21 protein-coding genes and 2 pseudogenes are annotated in these 17,655 nt (G+C 60.2%); 13 read left to right on the top strand and 10 right to left on the bottom strand.

The window, feature by feature from the left end:
* Positions 1 to 323 precede the first annotated feature (323 nt).
* The 3 genes from AB7008_RS13965 to AB7008_RS13955 all read left to right on the top strand — a co-directional run bounded on the left by AB7008_RS13965 (position 324) and on the right by AB7008_RS13955 (position 2,112).
* Positions 324 to 665, top strand: a complete 342-nt coding sequence (locus tag AB7008_RS13965) for a hypothetical protein (RefSeq protein ID WP_441258939.1) — start codon at positions 324 to 326, stop codon at positions 663 to 665.
* 205 nt (positions 666 to 870) lie between these two features.
* Positions 871 to 1,143: a nuclear transport factor 2 family protein gene (locus AB7008_RS13960; RefSeq protein WP_212102023.1), complete on the top strand. Its 273-nt coding sequence runs from the start codon at positions 871 to 873 to the stop codon at positions 1,141 to 1,143.
* 609 nt (positions 1,144 to 1,752) lie between these two features.
* The gene (locus tag AB7008_RS13955) at positions 1,753 to 2,112 is read left to right on the top strand and encodes a hypothetical protein (protein WP_249155478.1); all 360 of its coding nucleotides are present in this window, start codon (positions 1,753 to 1,755) and stop codon (positions 2,110 to 2,112) included.
* Between the two features lie 309 nt (positions 2,113 to 2,421).
* Here AB7008_RS13955 and AB7008_RS13950 read toward each other — a convergent pair whose 3' ends face one another.
* The 4 genes from AB7008_RS13950 to AB7008_RS13935 all read right to left on the bottom strand — a co-directional run bounded on the left by AB7008_RS13950 (position 2,422) and on the right by AB7008_RS13935 (position 5,343).
* A complete protein-coding gene (locus tag AB7008_RS13950; RefSeq protein ID WP_212102024.1) occupies positions 2,422 to 2,610 on the bottom strand; it encodes a hypothetical protein in 189 nt (62 codons plus the stop codon).
* Positions 2,611 to 2,821: 211 nt separating this feature from the next.
* A complete protein-coding gene (locus AB7008_RS13945; protein ID WP_212102036.1) occupies positions 2,822 to 3,085 on the bottom strand; it encodes a hypothetical protein in 264 nt (87 codons plus the stop codon).
* Positions 3,086 to 3,655: 570 nt separating this feature from the next.
* Positions 3,656 to 3,847, bottom strand: coding sequence for a hypothetical protein (locus tag AB7008_RS13940; protein ID WP_441258938.1), 192 nt, complete (start codon positions 3,845 to 3,847; stop codon positions 3,656 to 3,658).
* 1,028 nt (positions 3,848 to 4,875) lie between these two features.
* Positions 4,876 to 5,343, bottom strand: a complete 468-nt coding sequence (locus tag AB7008_RS13935) for a hypothetical protein (RefSeq protein ID WP_039146806.1) — start codon at positions 5,341 to 5,343, stop codon at positions 4,876 to 4,878.
* A gap of 398 nt (positions 5,344 to 5,741) precedes the next feature.
* On the opposite strand from AB7008_RS13935, the gene AB7008_RS13930 reads away from it, so the two are divergent.
* Both AB7008_RS13930 and AB7008_RS13925 read left to right on the top strand, forming a co-directional pair.
* On the top strand, positions 5,742 to 6,206 hold the full coding sequence (locus tag AB7008_RS13930) for a DUF4118 domain-containing protein (RefSeq protein WP_051664519.1): 465 nt from the start codon (positions 5,742 to 5,744) through the stop codon (positions 6,204 to 6,206).
* Positions 6,124 to 6,543, top strand: a complete 420-nt coding sequence (locus AB7008_RS13925) for a histidine kinase dimerization/phosphoacceptor domain -containing protein (protein ID WP_148311905.1) — start codon at positions 6,124 to 6,126, stop codon at positions 6,541 to 6,543. The genes AB7008_RS13930 and AB7008_RS13925 overlap by 83 nt, the downstream gene beginning before the upstream one ends.
* Positions 6,544 to 6,645: 102 nt before the next feature.
* Here AB7008_RS13925 and AB7008_RS13920 read toward each other — a convergent pair.
* Positions 6,646 to 6,854: pseudogene (locus tag AB7008_RS13920) on the bottom strand (PRC-barrel domain containing protein).
* Positions 6,855 to 7,205: 351 nt separating this feature from the next.
* On the opposite strand from AB7008_RS13920, the gene AB7008_RS13915 reads away from it, so the two are divergent.
* Together AB7008_RS13915 and AB7008_RS13910 are read left to right on the top strand one after the other, a co-directional pair.
* Positions 7,206 to 7,790: a Phasin protein gene (locus AB7008_RS13915; protein WP_148311904.1), complete on the top strand. Its 585-nt coding sequence runs from the start codon at positions 7,206 to 7,208 to the stop codon at positions 7,788 to 7,790.
* Between the two features lie 221 nt (positions 7,791 to 8,011).
* Positions 8,012 to 8,971 (top strand): alpha/beta fold hydrolase, encoded by a 960-nt coding sequence (locus tag AB7008_RS13910; RefSeq protein WP_039146803.1) that lies wholly within the window; start codon positions 8,012 to 8,014, stop codon positions 8,969 to 8,971.
* A 632-nt stretch (positions 8,972 to 9,603) separates the two neighbouring features.
* Here the strand turns inward: AB7008_RS13910 and AB7008_RS13905 are convergent.
* Both AB7008_RS13905 and AB7008_RS13900 read right to left on the bottom strand, forming a co-directional pair.
* Entirely contained in the window at positions 9,604 to 10,794 is a 1,191-nt protein-coding gene (locus AB7008_RS13905; protein ID WP_039146797.1) for an extracellular catalytic domain type 1 short-chain-length polyhydroxyalkanoate depolymerase, read from the bottom strand.
* Positions 10,795 to 10,797: 3 nt separating this feature from the next.
* A pseudogene (locus tag AB7008_RS13900) lies at positions 10,798 to 11,221 on the bottom strand (CopG family transcriptional regulator).
* Positions 11,222 to 11,921: 700 nt separating this feature from the next.
* Here AB7008_RS13900 and AB7008_RS13895 point away from each other — a divergent pair.
* Both AB7008_RS13895 and AB7008_RS13890 read left to right on the top strand, forming a co-directional pair.
* Complete coding sequence (locus AB7008_RS13895; RefSeq protein ID WP_039146794.1) at positions 11,922 to 12,125, top strand: PQ-loop repeat-containing protein; 204 nt, start codon at positions 11,922 to 11,924, stop codon at positions 12,123 to 12,125.
* A gap of 1,577 nt (positions 12,126 to 13,702) precedes the next feature.
* The gene (locus AB7008_RS13890; protein ID WP_158332871.1) at positions 13,703 to 13,855 is read left to right on the top strand and encodes a hypothetical protein; all 153 of its coding nucleotides are present in this window, start codon (positions 13,703 to 13,705) and stop codon (positions 13,853 to 13,855) included.
* Between the two features lie 383 nt (positions 13,856 to 14,238).
* Here the strand turns inward: AB7008_RS13890 and AB7008_RS13885 are convergent, their stop codons facing one another.
* Positions 14,239 to 14,469 carry a DUF6894 family protein gene (locus AB7008_RS13885; protein WP_039146790.1) on the bottom strand — a complete coding sequence of 77 codons (231 nt, stop codon included), beginning with the start codon at positions 14,467 to 14,469 and terminating at the stop codon, positions 14,239 to 14,241.
* A gap of 242 nt (positions 14,470 to 14,711) precedes the next feature.
* Between AB7008_RS13885 and AB7008_RS13880 the strand changes: the two genes are divergently transcribed.
* Positions 14,712 to 14,999 (top strand): LuxR C-terminal-related transcriptional regulator, encoded by a 288-nt coding sequence (locus tag AB7008_RS13880; protein ID WP_039146787.1) that lies wholly within the window; start codon positions 14,712 to 14,714, stop codon positions 14,997 to 14,999.
* Positions 15,000 to 15,047: 48 nt separating this feature from the next.
* Entirely contained in the window at positions 15,048 to 15,425 is a 378-nt protein-coding gene (locus AB7008_RS13875) for a hypothetical protein (protein WP_039146785.1), read from the top strand.
* A gap of 81 nt (positions 15,426 to 15,506) precedes the next feature.
* On the opposite strand, the gene AB7008_RS13870 is transcribed toward AB7008_RS13875, so the two are convergent.
* The gene (locus AB7008_RS13870; protein WP_039146783.1) at positions 15,507 to 15,785 is read right to left on the bottom strand and encodes a hypothetical protein; all 279 of its coding nucleotides are present in this window, start codon (positions 15,783 to 15,785) and stop codon (positions 15,507 to 15,509) included.
* A 309-nt stretch (positions 15,786 to 16,094) separates the two neighbouring features.
* Between AB7008_RS13870 and AB7008_RS13865 the strand changes: the two genes are divergently transcribed.
* Complete coding sequence (locus tag AB7008_RS13865; RefSeq protein WP_080703838.1) at positions 16,095 to 16,469, top strand: hypothetical protein; 375 nt, start codon at positions 16,095 to 16,097, stop codon at positions 16,467 to 16,469.
* Positions 16,470 to 16,538: 69 nt separating this feature from the next.
* Here the strand turns inward: AB7008_RS13865 and AB7008_RS13860 are convergent, their stop codons facing one another.
* Positions 16,539 to 16,757: a hypothetical protein gene (locus AB7008_RS13860; protein WP_039146781.1), complete on the bottom strand. Its 219-nt coding sequence runs from the start codon at positions 16,755 to 16,757 to the stop codon at positions 16,539 to 16,541.
* 607 nt (positions 16,758 to 17,364) lie between these two features.
* Between AB7008_RS13860 and AB7008_RS13855 the strand changes: the two genes are divergently transcribed.
* The gene (locus AB7008_RS13855) at positions 17,365 to 17,580 is read left to right on the top strand and encodes a hypothetical protein (protein ID WP_148311903.1); all 216 of its coding nucleotides are present in this window, start codon (positions 17,365 to 17,367) and stop codon (positions 17,578 to 17,580) included.
* Positions 17,581 to 17,655: the final 75 nt, after the last annotated feature.

Here is a 17,655-nt window from a genome sequence, read left to right as displayed (position 1 = left end):
CTCTGCGGTCCAATCCTGCTTCCAGCGCGCCATTTTTTCCGACCTACGAATTTCGCGGTTCCAGTGAATTCACCATCGGCACACGGCTTTCCGTGAGCGCAACATCGCTTGGCACAAACTGCACTTGCCCCGGAGCGCGATGTCTCCACCATCAGTGAGCTTGCCGCCACGATGTTCTATCTCCGATAGCACGATTCGACGGGCGAGAGCGCTGGCCCCGGCGTACAAACAACCCCCTATATCCCCGGCGCCGGGGCCAGTTTCCGCGAGCGAAATTTCGCTCGTGTCCGCCACCAAAGTTGAGGCATCGGCGGAGTAAGATTATGAGAAAGGCTCCGCTATTCACCTGCGCGCACTGCCGAGTGCAAGACGCGGGTGTGGTCAGCATTACCGTCTCCTACAAGAAGGGAGAGTCGGTCCATGGCGAGTGGCACCCGGCATGCTTCGAGCAGGTCAGGCCGACGCTGATACGCAAGGGCGACCCCATGGTCGCCATCAGCAGCAACGCACCGCCGAGCGACCCGCGTAGTCTTGATCATCCTAGCCACCGTGAACAATGGTCGGCGCTGGCCAGGGCAATCGGGCAGCATATCGCGAGAGATGAACGTAATGGCGTCAGCGGGCCGCTCATAGGAGACGCGGACCTCGACGAGGACAAGTCATGACATTGCCAGCCCCGAAGCCTGATGAGGGCACGACCCTCGGCCTCGCCATGGGCGTCGTCGAAGAATGGAAGAAGCCAACAGGTTGACCTACCTGCCGCCGCGCCTCTCGCCCGATCTTGCCAAGCGGATCGAGCGCGCCATCCTAAAGTCCGCTTAGACCCGTAGCGGGCCACACGAGGGGCCCGCTTACGGCGAGCCCTTTCCTTTGCGACGGAAGTTCCATGAAAAACTGCCCAGTCACCCCGGTGCTTTCAAGGCAGGTTTTAACAAACTCGACGCTACGGTCGATGATGCGTGGCAGGTTGATAATGATACCCCGGCCGCGATGGGCAAATTCCACGTCACCGGCAGAAACGACAAAGGTGACGCGCTGGATGCATCGGGTATTTGGACCGCCGTCTACGTCAAAGTAGACGACAAATGGAAGATCCGAATGCTGGCACATCGCCAGCTCCACCCAAGAAAGACTGATCGTTAAAGCGGAGCGCCCATCTACCCGATACGAAAGAGGCCGCCTGGTTGCGACACCATGTCGGCCTCTCGCGCGGGCACGGCGAGGCTGCACCTTCAATCGCACACGACGTCGAACACCAAGTCGGCCCGATGCACCGGCTTCCGCAAGCCATGACTAAAGACGCGGCACAGCTACACCGCGGCGGGGCGATTGCGGAACTTAGCACCAGCGGCACCGTCCCCAGCGCGCGCAGCAGCCGCCGCATCCCCCGCAACCGCGCCAAGCTCGGCAACCACGGCAACCACCGCAACCTCGGCACCCGCGAACAACAACCGCCATTTGCACGTTGCTGCCAACGTCCTCCTTATCGAAGAGATGGAACGTGGCGAGACTGACGTCCGCCATCTCCTCTTCGCTAAGAACGAAGCGCTGGTTGGGCGCGAAGTCGTCAAAATGTGGAGTAGCGGCCGGGATCGTGGTTGCGGATGCATTTCCCGCCAGCGAAAGACCCTGGCTGTGTGAAAAGGCTGCTGGTTTGCTAAGATTCTCTCGTGATTCTGCGGGGGAAGCTGATGAGACGCTTCGTTGAGCAGGTGGACCGTGGGCAATCGGCGCTATTGCCCGAATGCCTCGATGATTTCATTGACGAGAACAACCCTGTTCGGGTGCCCGAGATCACGACGGGGGCGCCAGCGAGACCAAAAACACGCTGACGCGCTGCGTCTGCGGGACCACGTTCGACAGCTGGAAGCCGGCGGGGAGTTACCTGCACCGCGCGCACTTCGCCGCCGCGCACGCGCCGCCGTGGGGACTGTCCAGGACGGCCGCATCTACATTGAGCGGATCAACGCGCCTTTCATGTTCAATCTGAAGGGCAGCGGCAGCGAGTTCGGCGCCGGGCTCAAATGCGCGATCGAGCGCGGCGGGACGTATGTAAAGCTGATGCCACCCGGTGAAGATCTGCTGAGTCGCAAACAGGAACATACCAGCTGAAAGGACCGCCAACTGAGGCTGAACCAAAGCTGCCAACTGAGGCCCCTCCCGACGACAACTCATTGAAGCCCCGCTCTAATTCCATCGAACTTGGCTGTAAGCCGATGGGTGGTAATCGCTTCGATGGAGAGTTCACGGCCTATTTGTTCGGGCTCGACGGGCAAATTGTGCAGCGGGTAAGGCTCAATTGCGCCGATGAGGAAGCCGCTAAGCAGCGAGCACAGCATTTAGCTGAGACCCATACAGGATTTAGCTGAGACCCATGTAGTCGAACTTTGGCAGCTCACGCGCAAGATCGCGAGCTTTCCGTCACGCGCAAACTGAGGCGTTACGGAGTTGCTCACGTTTGAGCGCGTGGTATCGATCGATCTGGCCGGCGACTCTCATCCAACTGTTGGCGAGTTCTTTAAGATTTTTGGCCTCAATCTCACTCTGGGCTGATTTTACCAAGCGATGGCATTCGCTGGCTTGATCTTGGCAGTGCTGCGCGCTGTCCATACGTAAGTTCCTACGGCCAGGAACGGCCCCAAGTGGGCCCGCCAACCCCTCTGATGCGGGCTTTCCTCCGGCGGTTGGCGGTCGACCTTTTTGGCTCGCCACAAATCGACGCGGCAATGCGCTGATCGTTCCTACCGTTGCCAAGTTTTCCCGATGCCCTTCCCCAAGGGTAACTCTGGTTGGCCCCGCTCCAATGTCCCCAATACTGGCCTTAATTCAGCTTCCGGCGTAGCTTCTGCATGATCTCGCGAAGATCGGCCGCATATTCTTCGATGGTGCGGTAGCTCTCGTCCGAGTGTGACGGCTTGAAGATGCCGAGTACCTCGCCGTCTACGTTTCGGACCGTCACCCTTCGACCGGTCTCGGCCGCAACCTTCTCGCCGACCACGAGGGCCCGTTTGTCGTTGTCGGGGGCGAGAGCAATCAACGTGTATTCGACCGCACCATGGGCCGCGTCATTCTCGGTTTTGGTCATGGCGCATCACTTCGGCGGCTGTAAGCCTGGCGATCTCAGCCATTCGCTCACGTGCGCGCCAGACTCGCACTGGCGGGCTCTGCGCAGCAGGTGCTCACGCTCAATGCCTCGCGGGAGAGCCGCAGCCTCTTGACGGAGCCGTTCCGCTTCCTGACCCAATCGCACTTCTAGTGTTTCTGTTTGCTTGAAGCGGTGCGTTTAACGCTCATTGGAACCTCCCGATTTTTCGCCAGAACCCGCGGGATAGACGGTCCGTTCCTAAGGTTCTTATTTTCCCGTCCCTCTCCTTGGTTTCCAATCCGACACTGCCGCTCAATTTGCAGGAAAGAAGGCGCTGGCCGATTTTCCTTCTGTCTGCCGAGAAAGTAAGGCCTAGCGTGAGGCTGCCTCGGTAGGAAACGGCTATACATTTTCGGCGTTAGCTCTTCGACAAGGGCTCCTTATGTTCGACTTCGATTTATTTTCCAAACGCGAATGGGCGACGATGATTGTCGCTTTCGTGGCTGAACCGCTCTTGCGCTCTACGGTTTTTTCAAGGCGACTACCTGGCGCCGCACCTGTAAGGCCGCCTCAGTTGGCGGCTTCCTCTCGGCGGGAAGATGACCCCACTCGCGCCGGGCCCATCACATCATACTCGAATGCTACCCCCTCGGGATCGTTCTCATCGAGCCAATCCTTGGCAGCGTCTTCGGTCGCGAAGACCTTCAGATGCTCGACGTCACCGGCCTGCCTAGCGGTGTTCACGCAGATGAAAACCTTCATTGATCTTTTTTACCTTTCGGCGTGCCAAAGGCGGAGAGTCGGCCCCGACTTCAGGGGAGATTGCGGGATAGGTCGGGGCCGCTCCGTCAGCTCGGCGGCGAGCCAGCAAAGCCGTAACAGTGTCTGAGGTCGCTGGTTCCTGAGCGGCCATACTCCGCCGCGAAACTGTGAGAACACTGGCGCGATTCACCGGCCCTGCACGGTAAGCAAACGTGCGGATAGCAACCCCATGGTTTGCCGGCAGTTGACCGTCATCACCGAGCGGACCGTGGCAGATATCGGTGTGAGATTGCGCGTAGCGCTTCCCGCCAAACCCAGGGGAGCGGCTATGTCTGACAGCAAGGCAAATATTGCGATCATCGGGACCGGTCCCCGAACCTGCTCCTTGATCTCGCTCGACCTCCCGGACGTTAAGACCGCGCTGTCGCTCGGTCGGAAGCTCGCTAGCGATACTGGTCGCAAAGTGATAGTCCACGATCAAGACGGCGCTGTGCTGGACGAGTTCGAGCCGCCCCCGACGAATTGATCAACGTCAAACTATCACCAATCGGCAGCGCGACGTTCTTACCATCCCACATTATCGCGCCTTCATCGCGTCGCTAGTCTGGCTCGTAGTCGTTCGCGGGCTACTGCCGGTCGCGGGTGTGGGAAAAGCTACGGCGCGTCGGTCACTCCGAGACCGCGACCAATGGCGCCGCTTATGTCCGAAGGCATACAGACCCCATTGCCGAATCTTCCTAGACCTTAGCCATGCCTTGGCGGCTCCCCATTACCGTCGAGGCCTCCAACGGCTCCGGCGGGTTGTGCCGGGGCCGTTTTTTGCGACCTGCAACATTGCGTGCGCGCGTCGTGGGGCGTGGAAAACCTTTGGTTCAGCTCCTATTCCATCCAATCCTTGCGCCTTTCGGGTGGAGGTCGATAAGAACGGCTGGCGGCACTGACGGCGTTTCAGAGCCTTAACCCCGCCATGATCCCTCGGTTGAGCCATATCCAAACAACTTACCTGCCACGAAGAGCACGCGCCCGACTTACCTGCCGCTCAGCGAGAGGCTGATGCGCGTAACGATGTCATCCCAGTCGCGCTCTTCGCTGGCCGGATAATTGATCAGGACGCAGTGAACCAATCCCCTCGAGAAGTTGCAGCGATCGTACCAGACCTTGTCGCCCTTGTAGCTCGACACCGCAAAAAACCCAGGCGTCACGCGCTTATATTGAATGCGCGGAGGCGGATGCTTTTTCGCGAGAAAAGCAGCGGGTGAATCGTTCGAGACATTGGGTACCGCCTGTATTGTGAGGTCGGCTCGGCCGTCAGCGGTTTGGAATCGCTGTCCGTAGCCGTCCGGCCGGCCCGCTTCTTCGGAAAAGATCGAGGCGGGAAAATCGACCGAGGTACCGGTCTCCGGGATTGAGTATGTCGACCATCCCGCGGGTTGCGCCGAGACCATGGATGTCACGGCAGCTAGTCCAAGACCAAGAGCCGGCACTGTCGATTTCATCCGATCTCCTCAGTCGCGCATGGAGGCATAGACCCTGCGTTCGCGTTCTTCGGTCAATGGAAAAAGCGGCAGGGCAAACTACGTTCCTCAAAGAAGCCCTCCGCCGAGAGATTTTTGGCTTCCAAGGCGGCCCGCGCCCTCAGACCATCGGATCAGCGTTCTCTCCGACGGGATCAGGGTCGATGCAGTCGACCAGTCCTGGCCGGCGGTTTTAGTGGTGTCAAACGTGCAGCGGATCCCGTCGCAACGAGGGTAGACACGGTGCTCGCGATCCGCCTCTTCGCGGGCGAGCCTGATCGGCTGACGGCACCGTCAAATCTCAGCCTCTCTCCGCGGACCGCTCCTAGACTGCCGTGCCGCCGACAGGAACATGCCGCCAAAACAGTTCGTTGCCTTCCATGGACCGTTTCCTGCTTCGCTTCATGACCGTTACACCCAAATACCCTGTGTGGGCGCGATACCTTTTGACCCTGGGGTTGGTTGGCCTGGCCTTCGTGGTCACCCTTTTGTTGGATGACCAGTTGAGGCCCTATCCTCTGGCGCTTTTCATCCCCGCGATTTCCCTCGCCTCAGTCATCTTCGATCGCGGCTCCGGGTTTCTGGCCACCGGCGCGAGTGCGGCGCTGGCCGCGCGATACTTCATGCCACCGCCTCCGATCGCCGCTATCCTGCCCCTCCTAATTTTCCTGGCGAGCGGACTGTGCATTTGCCGCGGTAACGGAAGCTTTGCGCACGACGCTGGAGAAGCACTCAGAGGCGAAGGCGTACGCGGACGTGCTAATGATGGAGCTTGCCCACCGGACCAGAAACGACCTGGCGACGATCATCTCGATCCTACGGCTGCAGGCGCGCTCGGACGCTAATCCCGCCGTGCAGGCGGCGATCGCGTCCGCCCTAGCCCGGATCGAGGGTGGTCGCGAAGGTCCACGACAGGCTGCGCGACACGGCGGTCAACAGCACAGTCGATCTTGCGGCCTACCTGGAGACATTGTGCGGGAGCCTTTCCGACTTTCACCGTGGCGTGCTGTCGATTGCGATACGGGTTTCGTGCGACGAGATTACCGTGAAGAGCTCGCAAGCGGCATCGATCGGCTTGATTGTCAACGAGCTCGTGACGAACGCCTTCAAGTACGCGTTTCCGGAGGGACGATCCGCTACCGTGGAAAGTCGACGTGCCGTCGAGAAGCGAGAAAGTGGTGATCACGGTACGAGACGACGGCATCGGATGCCCGGCCGAAACGAAAAGCGGCCTGGGGACGCGCCTGGTCAATCTGATGACGGCGGAGATGCACGCTGTCTTCGTCATTTCTGCACCAGCTTGATCGTTGAGACAGGCCACTTCCCAGGATGGCCAGCGATGGAAAGCCGCAAGCCGTGCGCTTCGTCCAAATATAGTCCCTCGACGGTCCCGGCCTTCCGTCCGTAAGCACGACAGCCCTGCCGATCAATTCCGTCTCGGCCTTGTGATATTCTCGCATAATCGCGGCGGCATGCTCTTTAGCTCGGGGCATTGCCTCTCAATCGCATTAGAGCGACGGTGCAGATGCAAACTTGGAAAATTAAGCAGCGTTCCCTCTGAGCACCCTCGGCCAACGGAGCCAGCTCTTTTACCGGGTTCGACGGCGGCCCCGGCGCCGCTTCGGCAGCGGAACACAACGAGGAGGGCTGACTGTTCTCAGGCCAAGCGCCGTCAAACATTGATCTCTCGGATTGCAAGTTCGGCGTTCGTGGTTCGGAGTGCTACCTAAAATATCATATGTGCGATTGAGCTGGGACATGCGGGACTGGCATGCGCCTTTGGAACGCCGTCTTCCAAAGCCTGTTGTCTTTTACAGAAAGGACCCCATCCCTTGGAGCGTCAGATGAGCAAACGCAAGCTGGCAACAGGATCGAAGCGCGGCCGCAACCCGAAAAAGGCTGCGCGGGCACAACGAAACAAGCAAGCCGTTGTTAGAAGTCCGAGAGACGATCTGCACTCTGTGGCTGCAGCCGCAATTGGACGGCCTCCTAAGCTACATGACGATCCAAAACGCGATGCTCCCCTCATCGAGACTGTTAGAAGTCCAAAAGACGATGTTCTGCACTCTGTGGTTGCAGCCGCGATTGAACGGCCTCTTATGCTTCATAACGACCCAAAGCCCGACGCTCCACTCAGGGAGCCTCGGGTGGAGGCGTCACCAGCTGACCTCAGTGAGAGGATGAGAGATAGCGATTCAACGGCAGGCCTCGCGTTGGCGACGGCAAACCTGCAGGCTTATCAGGCGAAGCTTCTTGAGATGGCCCAAGACAACGGGCAATTTGCTTTTGAATTCGGCCTGAGGCTTGCCGCGATCAGGTCGCCAATTGAATTCTTCGCCGTTATTACCGAATTTTCAAGAAGACGGATCGACATGTTCGGGCAGCATTCGAGAGAAATTGCCGCATATCCGTTCTGGTCCGGAAGCTGATGACTCTGCCGGGTCGATGACGGCAAGCCGCAGCGCTGCGGCAAACGGACGGACGCAAGCGGATCGCGCACACCACGACGGTTTGCTTGCTTCCGCTGAAGGGCTATTCGCTTCGACGTGAGCTTACGCGCGACCATAGTGAGCTCTCCGGTGTCAAGGGTCCTCGTTTGTTCCGCCCATTCGATGTACCGCGCCAGCGCGGACGATCTAAGGATTGACCAATGTCCACAACTGAAACGGTCCTGCTGATCGCTTTGGCCGGACTTGTCATTCTGATACTCGGCAATATCGCGTTTCAGATGGCCGCGGAGCGAAAAAATCCGCCAATCGGCATCTTCATCGAGTGCGACGGAGTGCGCCTGCACTATATCGATTGCGGTGATGCCGGCGCGCCTTGCGTGGTCCTGTTCCACGGGAATGGCACCATGATTCAGGATCTCATCCTAAGCGGTCTGGTCGACCGCCTGGCGCACAACTTTCGCGTCATTTGCTTCGACCGGCCCGGTTTTGGCTACAGCGACCGTCCGCGGACGCGCATCTGGACGGCCACAACGCAAGCTTCCTTGTTCGCTAAGGCTCTTGATCAGCTTGGAGTGCGCAAACCCGTGGTGCTCGGCCACTCCTGGGGAACGCTAGTGGCGATCGCGCTATCGCTGAGAAGCGGCTACGCTGTAAGCGGGCTCGTGCTTGTGTCCGGTTATTATTTTCCAACCTCTCGGATGGACTTTTGGCTCATGTCGGTTCCGGCATTGCCACTGCTCGGCGATCTGATGCGCTACACCATCTCACCGATCATATCGTGGGCCATTATGCCGAAGCTGATGCGCACGCTGTTCGCGCCGCGCGCTGTTCCGCGGGAATTCAAGAACGAATTTCCGATCTCGATGGCTCTGCGGCCCAAGCAGTTGAGGGCGGCCGCCGAGGAGAGCGCGTTCCTCATCTCAGCTGCCGCGCAGTTGCAGCGTCAATATCAGGACATACGGTGCCCCGTTAGGATCGTGCATGGAAAGGCTGACCGGCTCATCGAGGCCGACCAGTCGCGCCGCCTGCACGAGGCGTTGCCCCGTTCCCTGCTACATCTGGTCGAGAATGCCGGTCACATGGTTACCTATGCAGATCCGCCGGCAATAGCGGATGCCGTGGCGACGCTAGCGCTCACCGCACCGACGAGGATCGCGTAAGGCTTTCCGGTTGCAAAGCCGCCCTCATGGGGCTCCGCCACATTTGGCGGAGCCTTTGCGACCCGCTGAAGCCCTTTGCGACTCCCGTTACTGGTGTTCGAGGACGCGGAGATCGTCCAGCAGCTCGGCCTCCTGCTCCTTGATGTGCTGAGCTTGTCGGACCTTCCGGAAACTCCTTGGCGAACGGCAGGCAACGCTCCAGTCGCTCCTGCAGAACCGGCTTGTCTCGGTCCCGATTAAAAGAACGCTGCTGAAGGGCGATAAGGATAGGCATGCTTTTCCGCAATTTTTTCCCTCCCCTACCCCGCCCAAGATTTCACTGCGCTGGCTTGCGGATTGAGGCACGCGGCAACGCACCCACTGCGGCAAACCGTTGACTTGCAGCATACGCAAAATGAATTTGTCCGTCTCAAAGAAAGTGAATTTTTCATCAGCGGACTGATGGTGCGGCGTATTCATTCATCGTACCGAGCTCGGTCCCGACGTGGAGCCGTTCACGCTGCATATTATTCATAGCCGAGAAGAGTGCGAAGGCATCGCTCAACGCACCACCTCGCAGGGGCCGAGGCGCGAGGTCAGAAGCTCGGTGATTCTGAGATCGGCAGCGCGACCAGCGGCGTCGTGAAGTCCGACTATTCACCAAGCGAATGCTTGAGGAAGAAGCGCAGCATTTCCCTCGTCGCATCCGGCCCTTGAGGGTCGGTGTAGGAACCTGCGGGGCTGCCGCCCGACCACGCGTGCCCGGCGCCATTGATATTCCAGTGTTCGGAGATTTCCCGACCGCCCGCGTCGCTCAGGACGGTGCGAGTATAGGCATGACCGTTGGGTACGCGTCCGCGAAGTACCTTCGTTGTCAGTCTCGTCGCGCTGGCGGACTGCTCGATGATCTGATCGCCATTCTTTGGATGCACCGTAGTGTCCCGATCGCCGTGGAAAACGATGGTCGGCACAAAAGTTTTGCCGTCCGCAATTGCCTTGGAGCCGCCTCCCTGCCGCATGGCGACGAACGCGGAGGGAAGATCGCTCGCGGCTCCACACGCGAGACCTGAATGAACACCGACGGCCGCGTACAGGTCGCTATACGTTGAGCCCATGATGGCGGCGGCGGCCCCGCCGGCCGACAGACCCGCGACGTATACGCGCTTCGGATCGATCGCATGGTCACGCATGATCTGGCGGGTAATGCCGGCGATCATCGAGGGCTCGCCCCCGCCGCGGCGCTGGTCGCCCGTGCGAAACCAGTTCCAGCACTTCGAATGGTTGGCTCCGCTCGGCTGCTCAGGATAGACCACGAAGCAATTCTGCTCTTCCGCCAGGAAGTTCATCCGGGTACCGGCCGCGAAATCGTCCGGCGACTGGGTGCAGCCATGAAGCATGACGATCAGGGGAAGCCGTTGTCCCCGGCAGCGGCTTGGGATGAACAGCTTATAGGTCCGGCCTCCCGCGGCGTTACTGAAGGTACCGGCGATAAACCGTGTGCCCTCGGGCACGATGTCCGATGGCGACAGAGGAGCGCGCGTAATTGGACTTCGCAGGCCGAGCCCGGAAAAATCCCGAATGCCGTCGAGCGGTAAGGAGAGTCTGCGTCCCTGAGCAGAGCGGGCCGGCGCAATCTGCGGAGCTTCCCGCTCCTCGACAACGTCGGCCGTGGCGTCGATGGTAAGCGGATCGAGCCGCGGCAGCCGAGCCTGAGAGGCGCTGCGAGACTCCGGTCTTGGAGCGCTACCGCCCTGGAGCATGCGCTGCAGCAGCGCGGTGGCCTCGACCAGTTGGCCGGCACGCGTGAGGCGGGTCGCTTCGCGGACTATGTCTTGATTCAACATCGTTCACCTTGTTCTGTCGGCGAGAGCGGCCTTGACCGCGGGAGTGGCATGAAGGGCCCCCAGCACCGAAACCGACCCGATGGCAGCGCGGGCCAACTCGGGAGTGACGTCCCGGGCGATGGTGGCCAGGCCCAAAACGTTGATCTGAAGCATCTCGCCGGTCCGCCGCGCCGCTTCGAGATCATCGCGGGTATAGTTGCGCAGCCCGAGGTCCATGCTTTTCCGAGCCGTGGATTGCCTCACGACGTCTGCATGGCGTTCTAGCTGGTTCCGTATCGCCGTCCGGATGAAATCGGTGCGGTTCGAATAGAACCCTTCCTGCACCATGAGATCGACGTGACCGAGGTCCACATAGCCAAGGTTGATCGTGAATGATCTTCTCCGTGTCGGGGGTCTTCGGCCGCAGCTCGCGCACGTTACCGGTCATTATTCCTTTCTCCATCCATGTGGATGGTATACGGATGTTACATGGATGTTGCAGAGCTGAGTTCAAGGGCATGAGCGCGGTTGCGGAACCCGCCGCCATCACCGATGATTTTGAGATGCCCATCAATCAGCATCGGTAGGTGCCTTTTTCGGGACACCGGCATCGCCGGCATGTCGGAGGGAGTGGAGCGCCCTGACGAGCGTCGGCGGCAGGGGCACCTCGACGCTGTCGATCTTCGAACGTTCGGGCTGCAGCAGCCGGCCCTGACCTGCAGGTGCCGGAATTCGTGGCAAGGATCGATCAGCTTACGCTCCGTCTTGAGCGCAAACGCATAGCCCCGACGTTGTAGTGGATGACCCCTCGGTCGGCTCGCGTTGTGAGTTCTCGCTCGCCTGACCGGCTTCGGATCGACAGCCATGAGAGAATCCCCACCTCTCGGAGAAGCCTGTCCGTTTTTAGCAACCAATTTATCGACGAGGCTCAGTCACATAAGCATGCTTCTTGGCGAGACTTTTTCCCTCCCCCTACCCTCGGCCAAAAATCCCTGGTCGAACTTCTGGATGACGCTCGCCGACCACCACTCATCTTTGTCAAATCACAAGCTTGGGTGCAGCGTCCCTGTGCCGGGCAAGTCTTGCTCGATCCCCTGGTAGCTTCTTCCTCCTATTTGAAGAGGCTATCATGAACACACATCGCATACGTGGCTTTCGCAACAGTCCCCTTCCTCGTCGGCTATTTTGCGACCGCGCTTGTCATCGGCGCCTACGTCCCTCAGATCTGGCGCCGCTGGAGTGAGCAATGCTCCGCCGGAATCAGCGTGCGCGCCTACGCACTACGGATGTTGTCGTCTGCGCTCTTTCTGCTCGGGGTTATCCTGGTGCTTGCGCGGCGTTTCCGCAACTAGATCTGCGCCGCACATGCGCGCCAGCTTCAGTCATACGAGAGTAGTTTCTGGACAACGCACAAGCCGCGACACTGGCTTCCAGCGCACCAAGCGGCCGAGCCGCAAGCTGGATATGGTGCCTAGCGCTTAGTCGAGAAAATCACCGATTGGTCATCGAATTCACTAGTCGGGAGCTGGCCTGCAGCGACTGTTAGCTCTCCGATCAGCATCGAGTTCGTCGCCACTACGGCGCGGTGGGCAGAGGGCCTGACTATTGCTGCGGTCGTGGCGGCAGCAACGAGAGCAACAGCGACAAATCCAGTGATCGTACGATGCTTCGTCATAGGAAAAGCTCCGTTTCCACCCCTCGGACGTAGGTCACGAGAGTCCTGCAAAGGTTCAACAACGCCGGACGGATCACGAGTTTTATAAGCTTCAGAGTGACTGACTAGGGCAATTGCGGTAATGAACTGGTGGGCGTGCGGCACGTTTGCCATTACCGGCCGCCCGCGAACGGCTCGTCGAGAACGTTGGGCTTATTCCCCCATTGATCAGCGAGAAAGGGAGGACACCATGGTCCGTGACCTTTTGCTCCTCGTCGCCGTTTCGATTGTTATCTGGAGCGTCTTTGGAAATTCACCACCGAGGCCCGCGCACCCGCGTGTTGGCGCAATACTCTCCTTGAATGCCGCTCCGGAGCCGGCGCCTGAGTTCAGTCCGTATATGAGGACAGAGCGCTGATAGGTTTCCCCTGTGCCCACTTCAGCACCGGCAGGCCGGTCTTAAATCGCCGTCGCGCGCTCTCATGAGCCCAGCAGGTTGCGCACAGGGTCAGCGGTGGATGTGTGCCGCGGTAGGTCCTGACCTCGCCTCGGGAGTAGCGGCACCTGTCACTGTCGCAATCGGGGTTTTTGTTCGGATTGTTCACCTCGGGCGAATGCGAGTGCACGCTCGGGTGACTGGCAAAACGGCCTCACAGCGCGCCGTTGCCGGACAGTGCGCTGTGAGGCCAGTCACGACGGGTCGCCCTCGTGGGGGGCTCGGGAAAACTCGGCAATCGGCCGGTCGTTCCTAAACGAGGGCACTCCTTAAACGAGGCGCTCGGCTCGCAGCTTCGCAGGTGCCGCGCGCTCGAAAAGCTCTGCGCTCACTCGTGGCTTCGACGGCCACCGCCGCCGGCCTTGCCGAAGGCAACCCTGCGGCTCTAGGGGCGGGCGTCCGTAGTGGCACGTCCGCCCCGACCCATTTGAAACAGAACCCGGCGTAATCCGTTAGGGTCGCGCCTCCACGGCCGCCTTGCCCCCAAGCTTCCGGCGCCGTTGGAGGGGCGGCTGCGCTCAAGGGCGTGCCCGTCTTATCAATCTGGTTTTGCTCTACGCGCCCGGTCCCGAAGCCCCACTCAAATGAAACGGAGGCGACCATATGGAGAATCCCGATCTCAAAGCGTGGGTCGATGGCTGGATGGAGAAAATGAAGCAAGGCGCTGGAGTCCATCGCCAGCAAGGTCTGTCGCCGGAGGGCGCCGAAGCGCGCGACTATGCCCCCGCTGACGTCAAGATCCTCACCATCGCCCACGTCCCGGAATCCCTGCAACAGGCGTGGCTGCAATTCTGCGCGACTTCGACGTCGCGCATCCCGGCTGCCATTTTGAGGTGATGGTAGATGCGCCCGAGATGCCGCTGCCCGACATCATCAATATGCTGGCGATCAATCCGGGGCTGACCTTCACCAAACTGCTCGAACGCAAATGAGCTGGCCCGACCGGTTCCCCCTTCAACCTCCACCCCTGCAGGTGTAGCCTGCCAGCGCGTCCCTCTTCCGTGTGAGGCGATTGCAGTGCCTAGGCCGGGGCCGGTTGGACCACGGTGTGCTCCCGGCCTCGGTGCCGCCCATGCGCCCGCCGTCCGCTCCGGCCCCAACAGCCCGCCCCAACCGCCGACGCGCCAGCGGCCTCCGCAAGCCCGTTTCAAAATCCTGCGGCGTGCAATCGGGGTAAAATTTTTTTGAGGAATTCCACCAGCTTGCATCTGGAGACGCCGCAGGATTGTCTCCGAGGGAGATCATTTTCGCATCGTGCCGCTGAACTAGTCGCCGAACGCCAGATTAATTGATAGCCGGCCAACTGAGCCAAGGCTTACGTTCGCTTCTCGGCATTAATACGCAGGACATAGAGCGTGTTTCGGGACTCATCCACGACTTCCATCCGCCATTCGCGGTCGGGCGTTAACTTCCCATGGAGGCCTTGGAGTATCTGCCCAGCCGTTACCGTGGCTTCCATCCAAGCGGCGTGCTCGTCAGGTAGCTCATAGCCTTCGCGGTCGAGTTCGCGGCGTTTGTGGATGACGTGGAAGAAATAGCGCGGCATGGTGCTGTCCTGCCCACAACGAATTCGCGGCGAATTGGCATCTAAGACGTTGATTTGGATCAACCATCCCGTGAATAAGCGGGACGCCTAGGGTATACAAGTGAACAGATGGAACAGGCGGTAGTGGGACATGCTCGCTTCGGTGCGCTGGGCACTCTCGGCGCGCTCGCGGCCCCGGCGCCCCGCCTCCCTCAACCGGCCCACGGCGTTGGGGCCGTCGCGCGTTAGCAGTGGCCGGAACGATGCGCAACTTGCTCAGTCCGCGTGAGAAGCGATTATTGAGGCGCTTGGCCGCTGGGAAGACTGACGCCGAGATCGCGGAGCGACTCGGCGGCACCGCCAAGCAAGTCCCAGAGCAGAAAGCCCGGCTGCTTGCGCGATGGCAGATCAAATCGCCCGACGAGATCGCCTATGCGGCAGAGCGGTGGGCGACTGGCCGGGCTATGTCGGCGCACAGGGGACGATTCATTGGGCTAGGATCGAAGATCATCTGCGCCGCTGCCACTGGTCCAGGGTTAACGAATGGTTAGGCCCAGTCTGAGAGATTGCAATGGGGGTGACCTAAAACGAGGTCCACCATGTTGAGGCTGAAGGAAGCTGCCCCGGTTTCTCGCGAGTTGAACATCGGCCAGATCGACACCGCCGAGTTGCTGCTGCACCACGTGTACGCCTTTGGAGCGGCCGAGGGAAACGCCCCCGGCGAGTCGGTGGCGCAAGACCCGGCGGGCTGGGAACGGGCAGAAATGGCTCTGCTACAGGCGGAGATCGACACCCAGCGCCAAATTCTCAAGCTGCTCCGCAACGAATTGTCAGACATGAAGAAGGAACGGGACGCTTGGCGCAGCCGGGCTCACAGGCTTTGTCGATCAGCTTCGACTGACCTCACAGCCGCCCCGCGCCCCGGATCGTTTGCGGCATCTCTCCAGCAACGTCGAATACATTTCCGGCGGCATTGACTCAAACATCGGGGACGGAGGATGCGTCGCGGCCCTTTGCTAAGCGGCCGCGACGAGCAGGACGTTGGTTGCGCCGTGGGTTTACTTCCCGCCGGATCCGCCCGCTCCCCCGGCCCCACCGCCCGCTTGGCTGCCCATATTGTTGGTGTTGGACCCGCCGCCCGTTGGCTGCCGTCCCATGCTGTCTCCAGCTTGGTTCTTCGTACTCGAAGCGCCGGTCGTTATCTTCTTCTTGCCGGCGGACGATGGGCCGACTTCACCCTGCCCGGAGGCGCCCGGCGCGGGCTGGTTGGATTGCGCATATGCGCCCGTTGTTGCGAGCGCGAAAATGCAGGCGGAGGCCATAGCAATTTTCTTCATGAACGTCGTCTCCCTTTGGTTTCTAAGTTCTCGACAACGGCATAAAGGATGGCGGCGTTCCTATTGACATCGCGACGCGGCCGATTGAGACGAGTGCATGGGTGACCGAGAAAGCACCTTAGCGCGCCCTTGCCTGAAGCGCGCTGAGGCGTGGTCGAGCCGCCCCTTGTGTGGGGCTCGGGGAAACCCTGCACCAGGCCGGACGTTAAAGATGGGCAAGTGAGCGACCGTAGAACGAAGGGAGCGTCCCATATACGGAGCGCTGACTGAAGGGAATTGAGCTAATATAGCGATTCTGGAGGACGCCCCATGGACACCGAAAAGCACCCCCCTCAAGGTCAGGCCAAAAACTCTTCTGAGCAGAAGCCGATCATCGACCAGATGACCGACCTTGCTGCCAACGCGGCCGGAGTGCTGGCCGAGACCGCCGTGAAAACGGTGGCGGACAAAGCAAAAAAGGCGGCGGCTAGACGCATCCCCAAGTCAGTCAAGAAGGTGGCGACAACAGTCGCCAACGCTGCCGCGAAGAAGAAAGCAGTCAACAAAGCCACCAAAAAGAAATCTACCAAGAAGTCCGCCAAGAACGCCGCGCCCAGGAAATCAAAGAAGGTCGCTAAAAAGAAGGTCGCGAAGAAGACCTCGAAAACATCAGCAAAAAAGAAGACCGCGAAATCGAGGCGCTGATCACCAGCGGCATCCGCAACCAAGCGCTGGTCGTCAGAGCGTGCGCCCGCGCACCGACGACAGATTGCTTCAGACGGGTGTCTGAGACATTTCCTCGGCTTCTTGTTTTGCCAACACTCTAAGCATTTCGATGCCGATCTCGCCTTCCTGCGGCGACCTGATGAAGTCGAGCTTGCCCATGGACTGTTCGACGGTTGCGATGACTGCAAGCGCATGGTTGGCCGTCGGCACTTCGGTGGTTAAAACCGCGACATTGCTTCGCTTCCGAATTCCGATGGTGTAAGTCATCTCTGCTTCCGAAGTTTCGGGACGGTCATGACGTCCGCCTGCTGAAACGGCGGCCCCAGCCTACGGTGCCTGCTGCTCGCTGGAGCCGCACTTCGAGCAAAGGTTGTGATACTGGCCCGAAGCGCGATGCCAATCCTGGTCGAGAGCCAGCGTTCCTACTGAAGACGTGTTGGAGGCAGGCTACCCGGGAATTTAATGTGGCGACGTATCATTTGTTAGCGCGCGAGCGCGCCGAAAGCAGAGCATGGCGTCAGTGCGCTTGACAAGCCGCGCGCTCGCGACCCCACCGTCCCGGCCTCCTTTGTCCCAAAAGCCCCCGGAGACGCGTGGGGCCGTCGCGCTTCGTTAGCGATAGCTCGTTCACGGCGGCCGTCGCCGGATGAGAATCGACTTGGGGCGGGACGCCTTGAGTACACAAGTGAACAGATGGAACAGGCGGTGGTGCGACATGCTCGCTTCGGTGCGCTGGGTAAGCGGCGCGCTCGCGGCCCCAGCGTTCCGGCTCCTGTCCCAGCCTCCCGGATGCGGGGCCGTCGCGCGCTGATTATGTACGTGGCGCGAAACAGCGCGACAAATGCGCGTGGTTATCGGCAGTGGAGATGTTCCGATGCGCGACCTGCTTAGTCCGCGAAGCGACTTATTGAGGCGCTTGGCTGCGGGGAAGACTGACGCGGAGATCGCGGTACGACTGGGCGGTACCGCCAAGCAAATCTTAGAGCAGAAAGCCCGGTTGCTTGCGCGATTGCAGATTAATTCGCCCGACCAGATCGCCGATGCAGCCAAGCGATGGACGAATTGGCCCCGCTATCGAGGCATCACGTAGAAATCTCGCAGGCGAAACCAAAGCGCAGGATTACGGGTCACGGAGGTCGTCAATTTCCTTGTGCCGAAGTGCTTT

Origin of the sequence: Bradyrhizobium sp. 521_C7_N1_3, from assembly GCF_052075975.1 — a bacterium.
Taxonomy (GTDB): Bacteria; Pseudomonadota; Alphaproteobacteria; order Rhizobiales; family Xanthobacteraceae; genus Bradyrhizobium; species Bradyrhizobium japonicum.
Note: the sequence above shows the minus strand (reverse complement) of the source record. Positions and strands in the feature narration are given on the sequence as shown.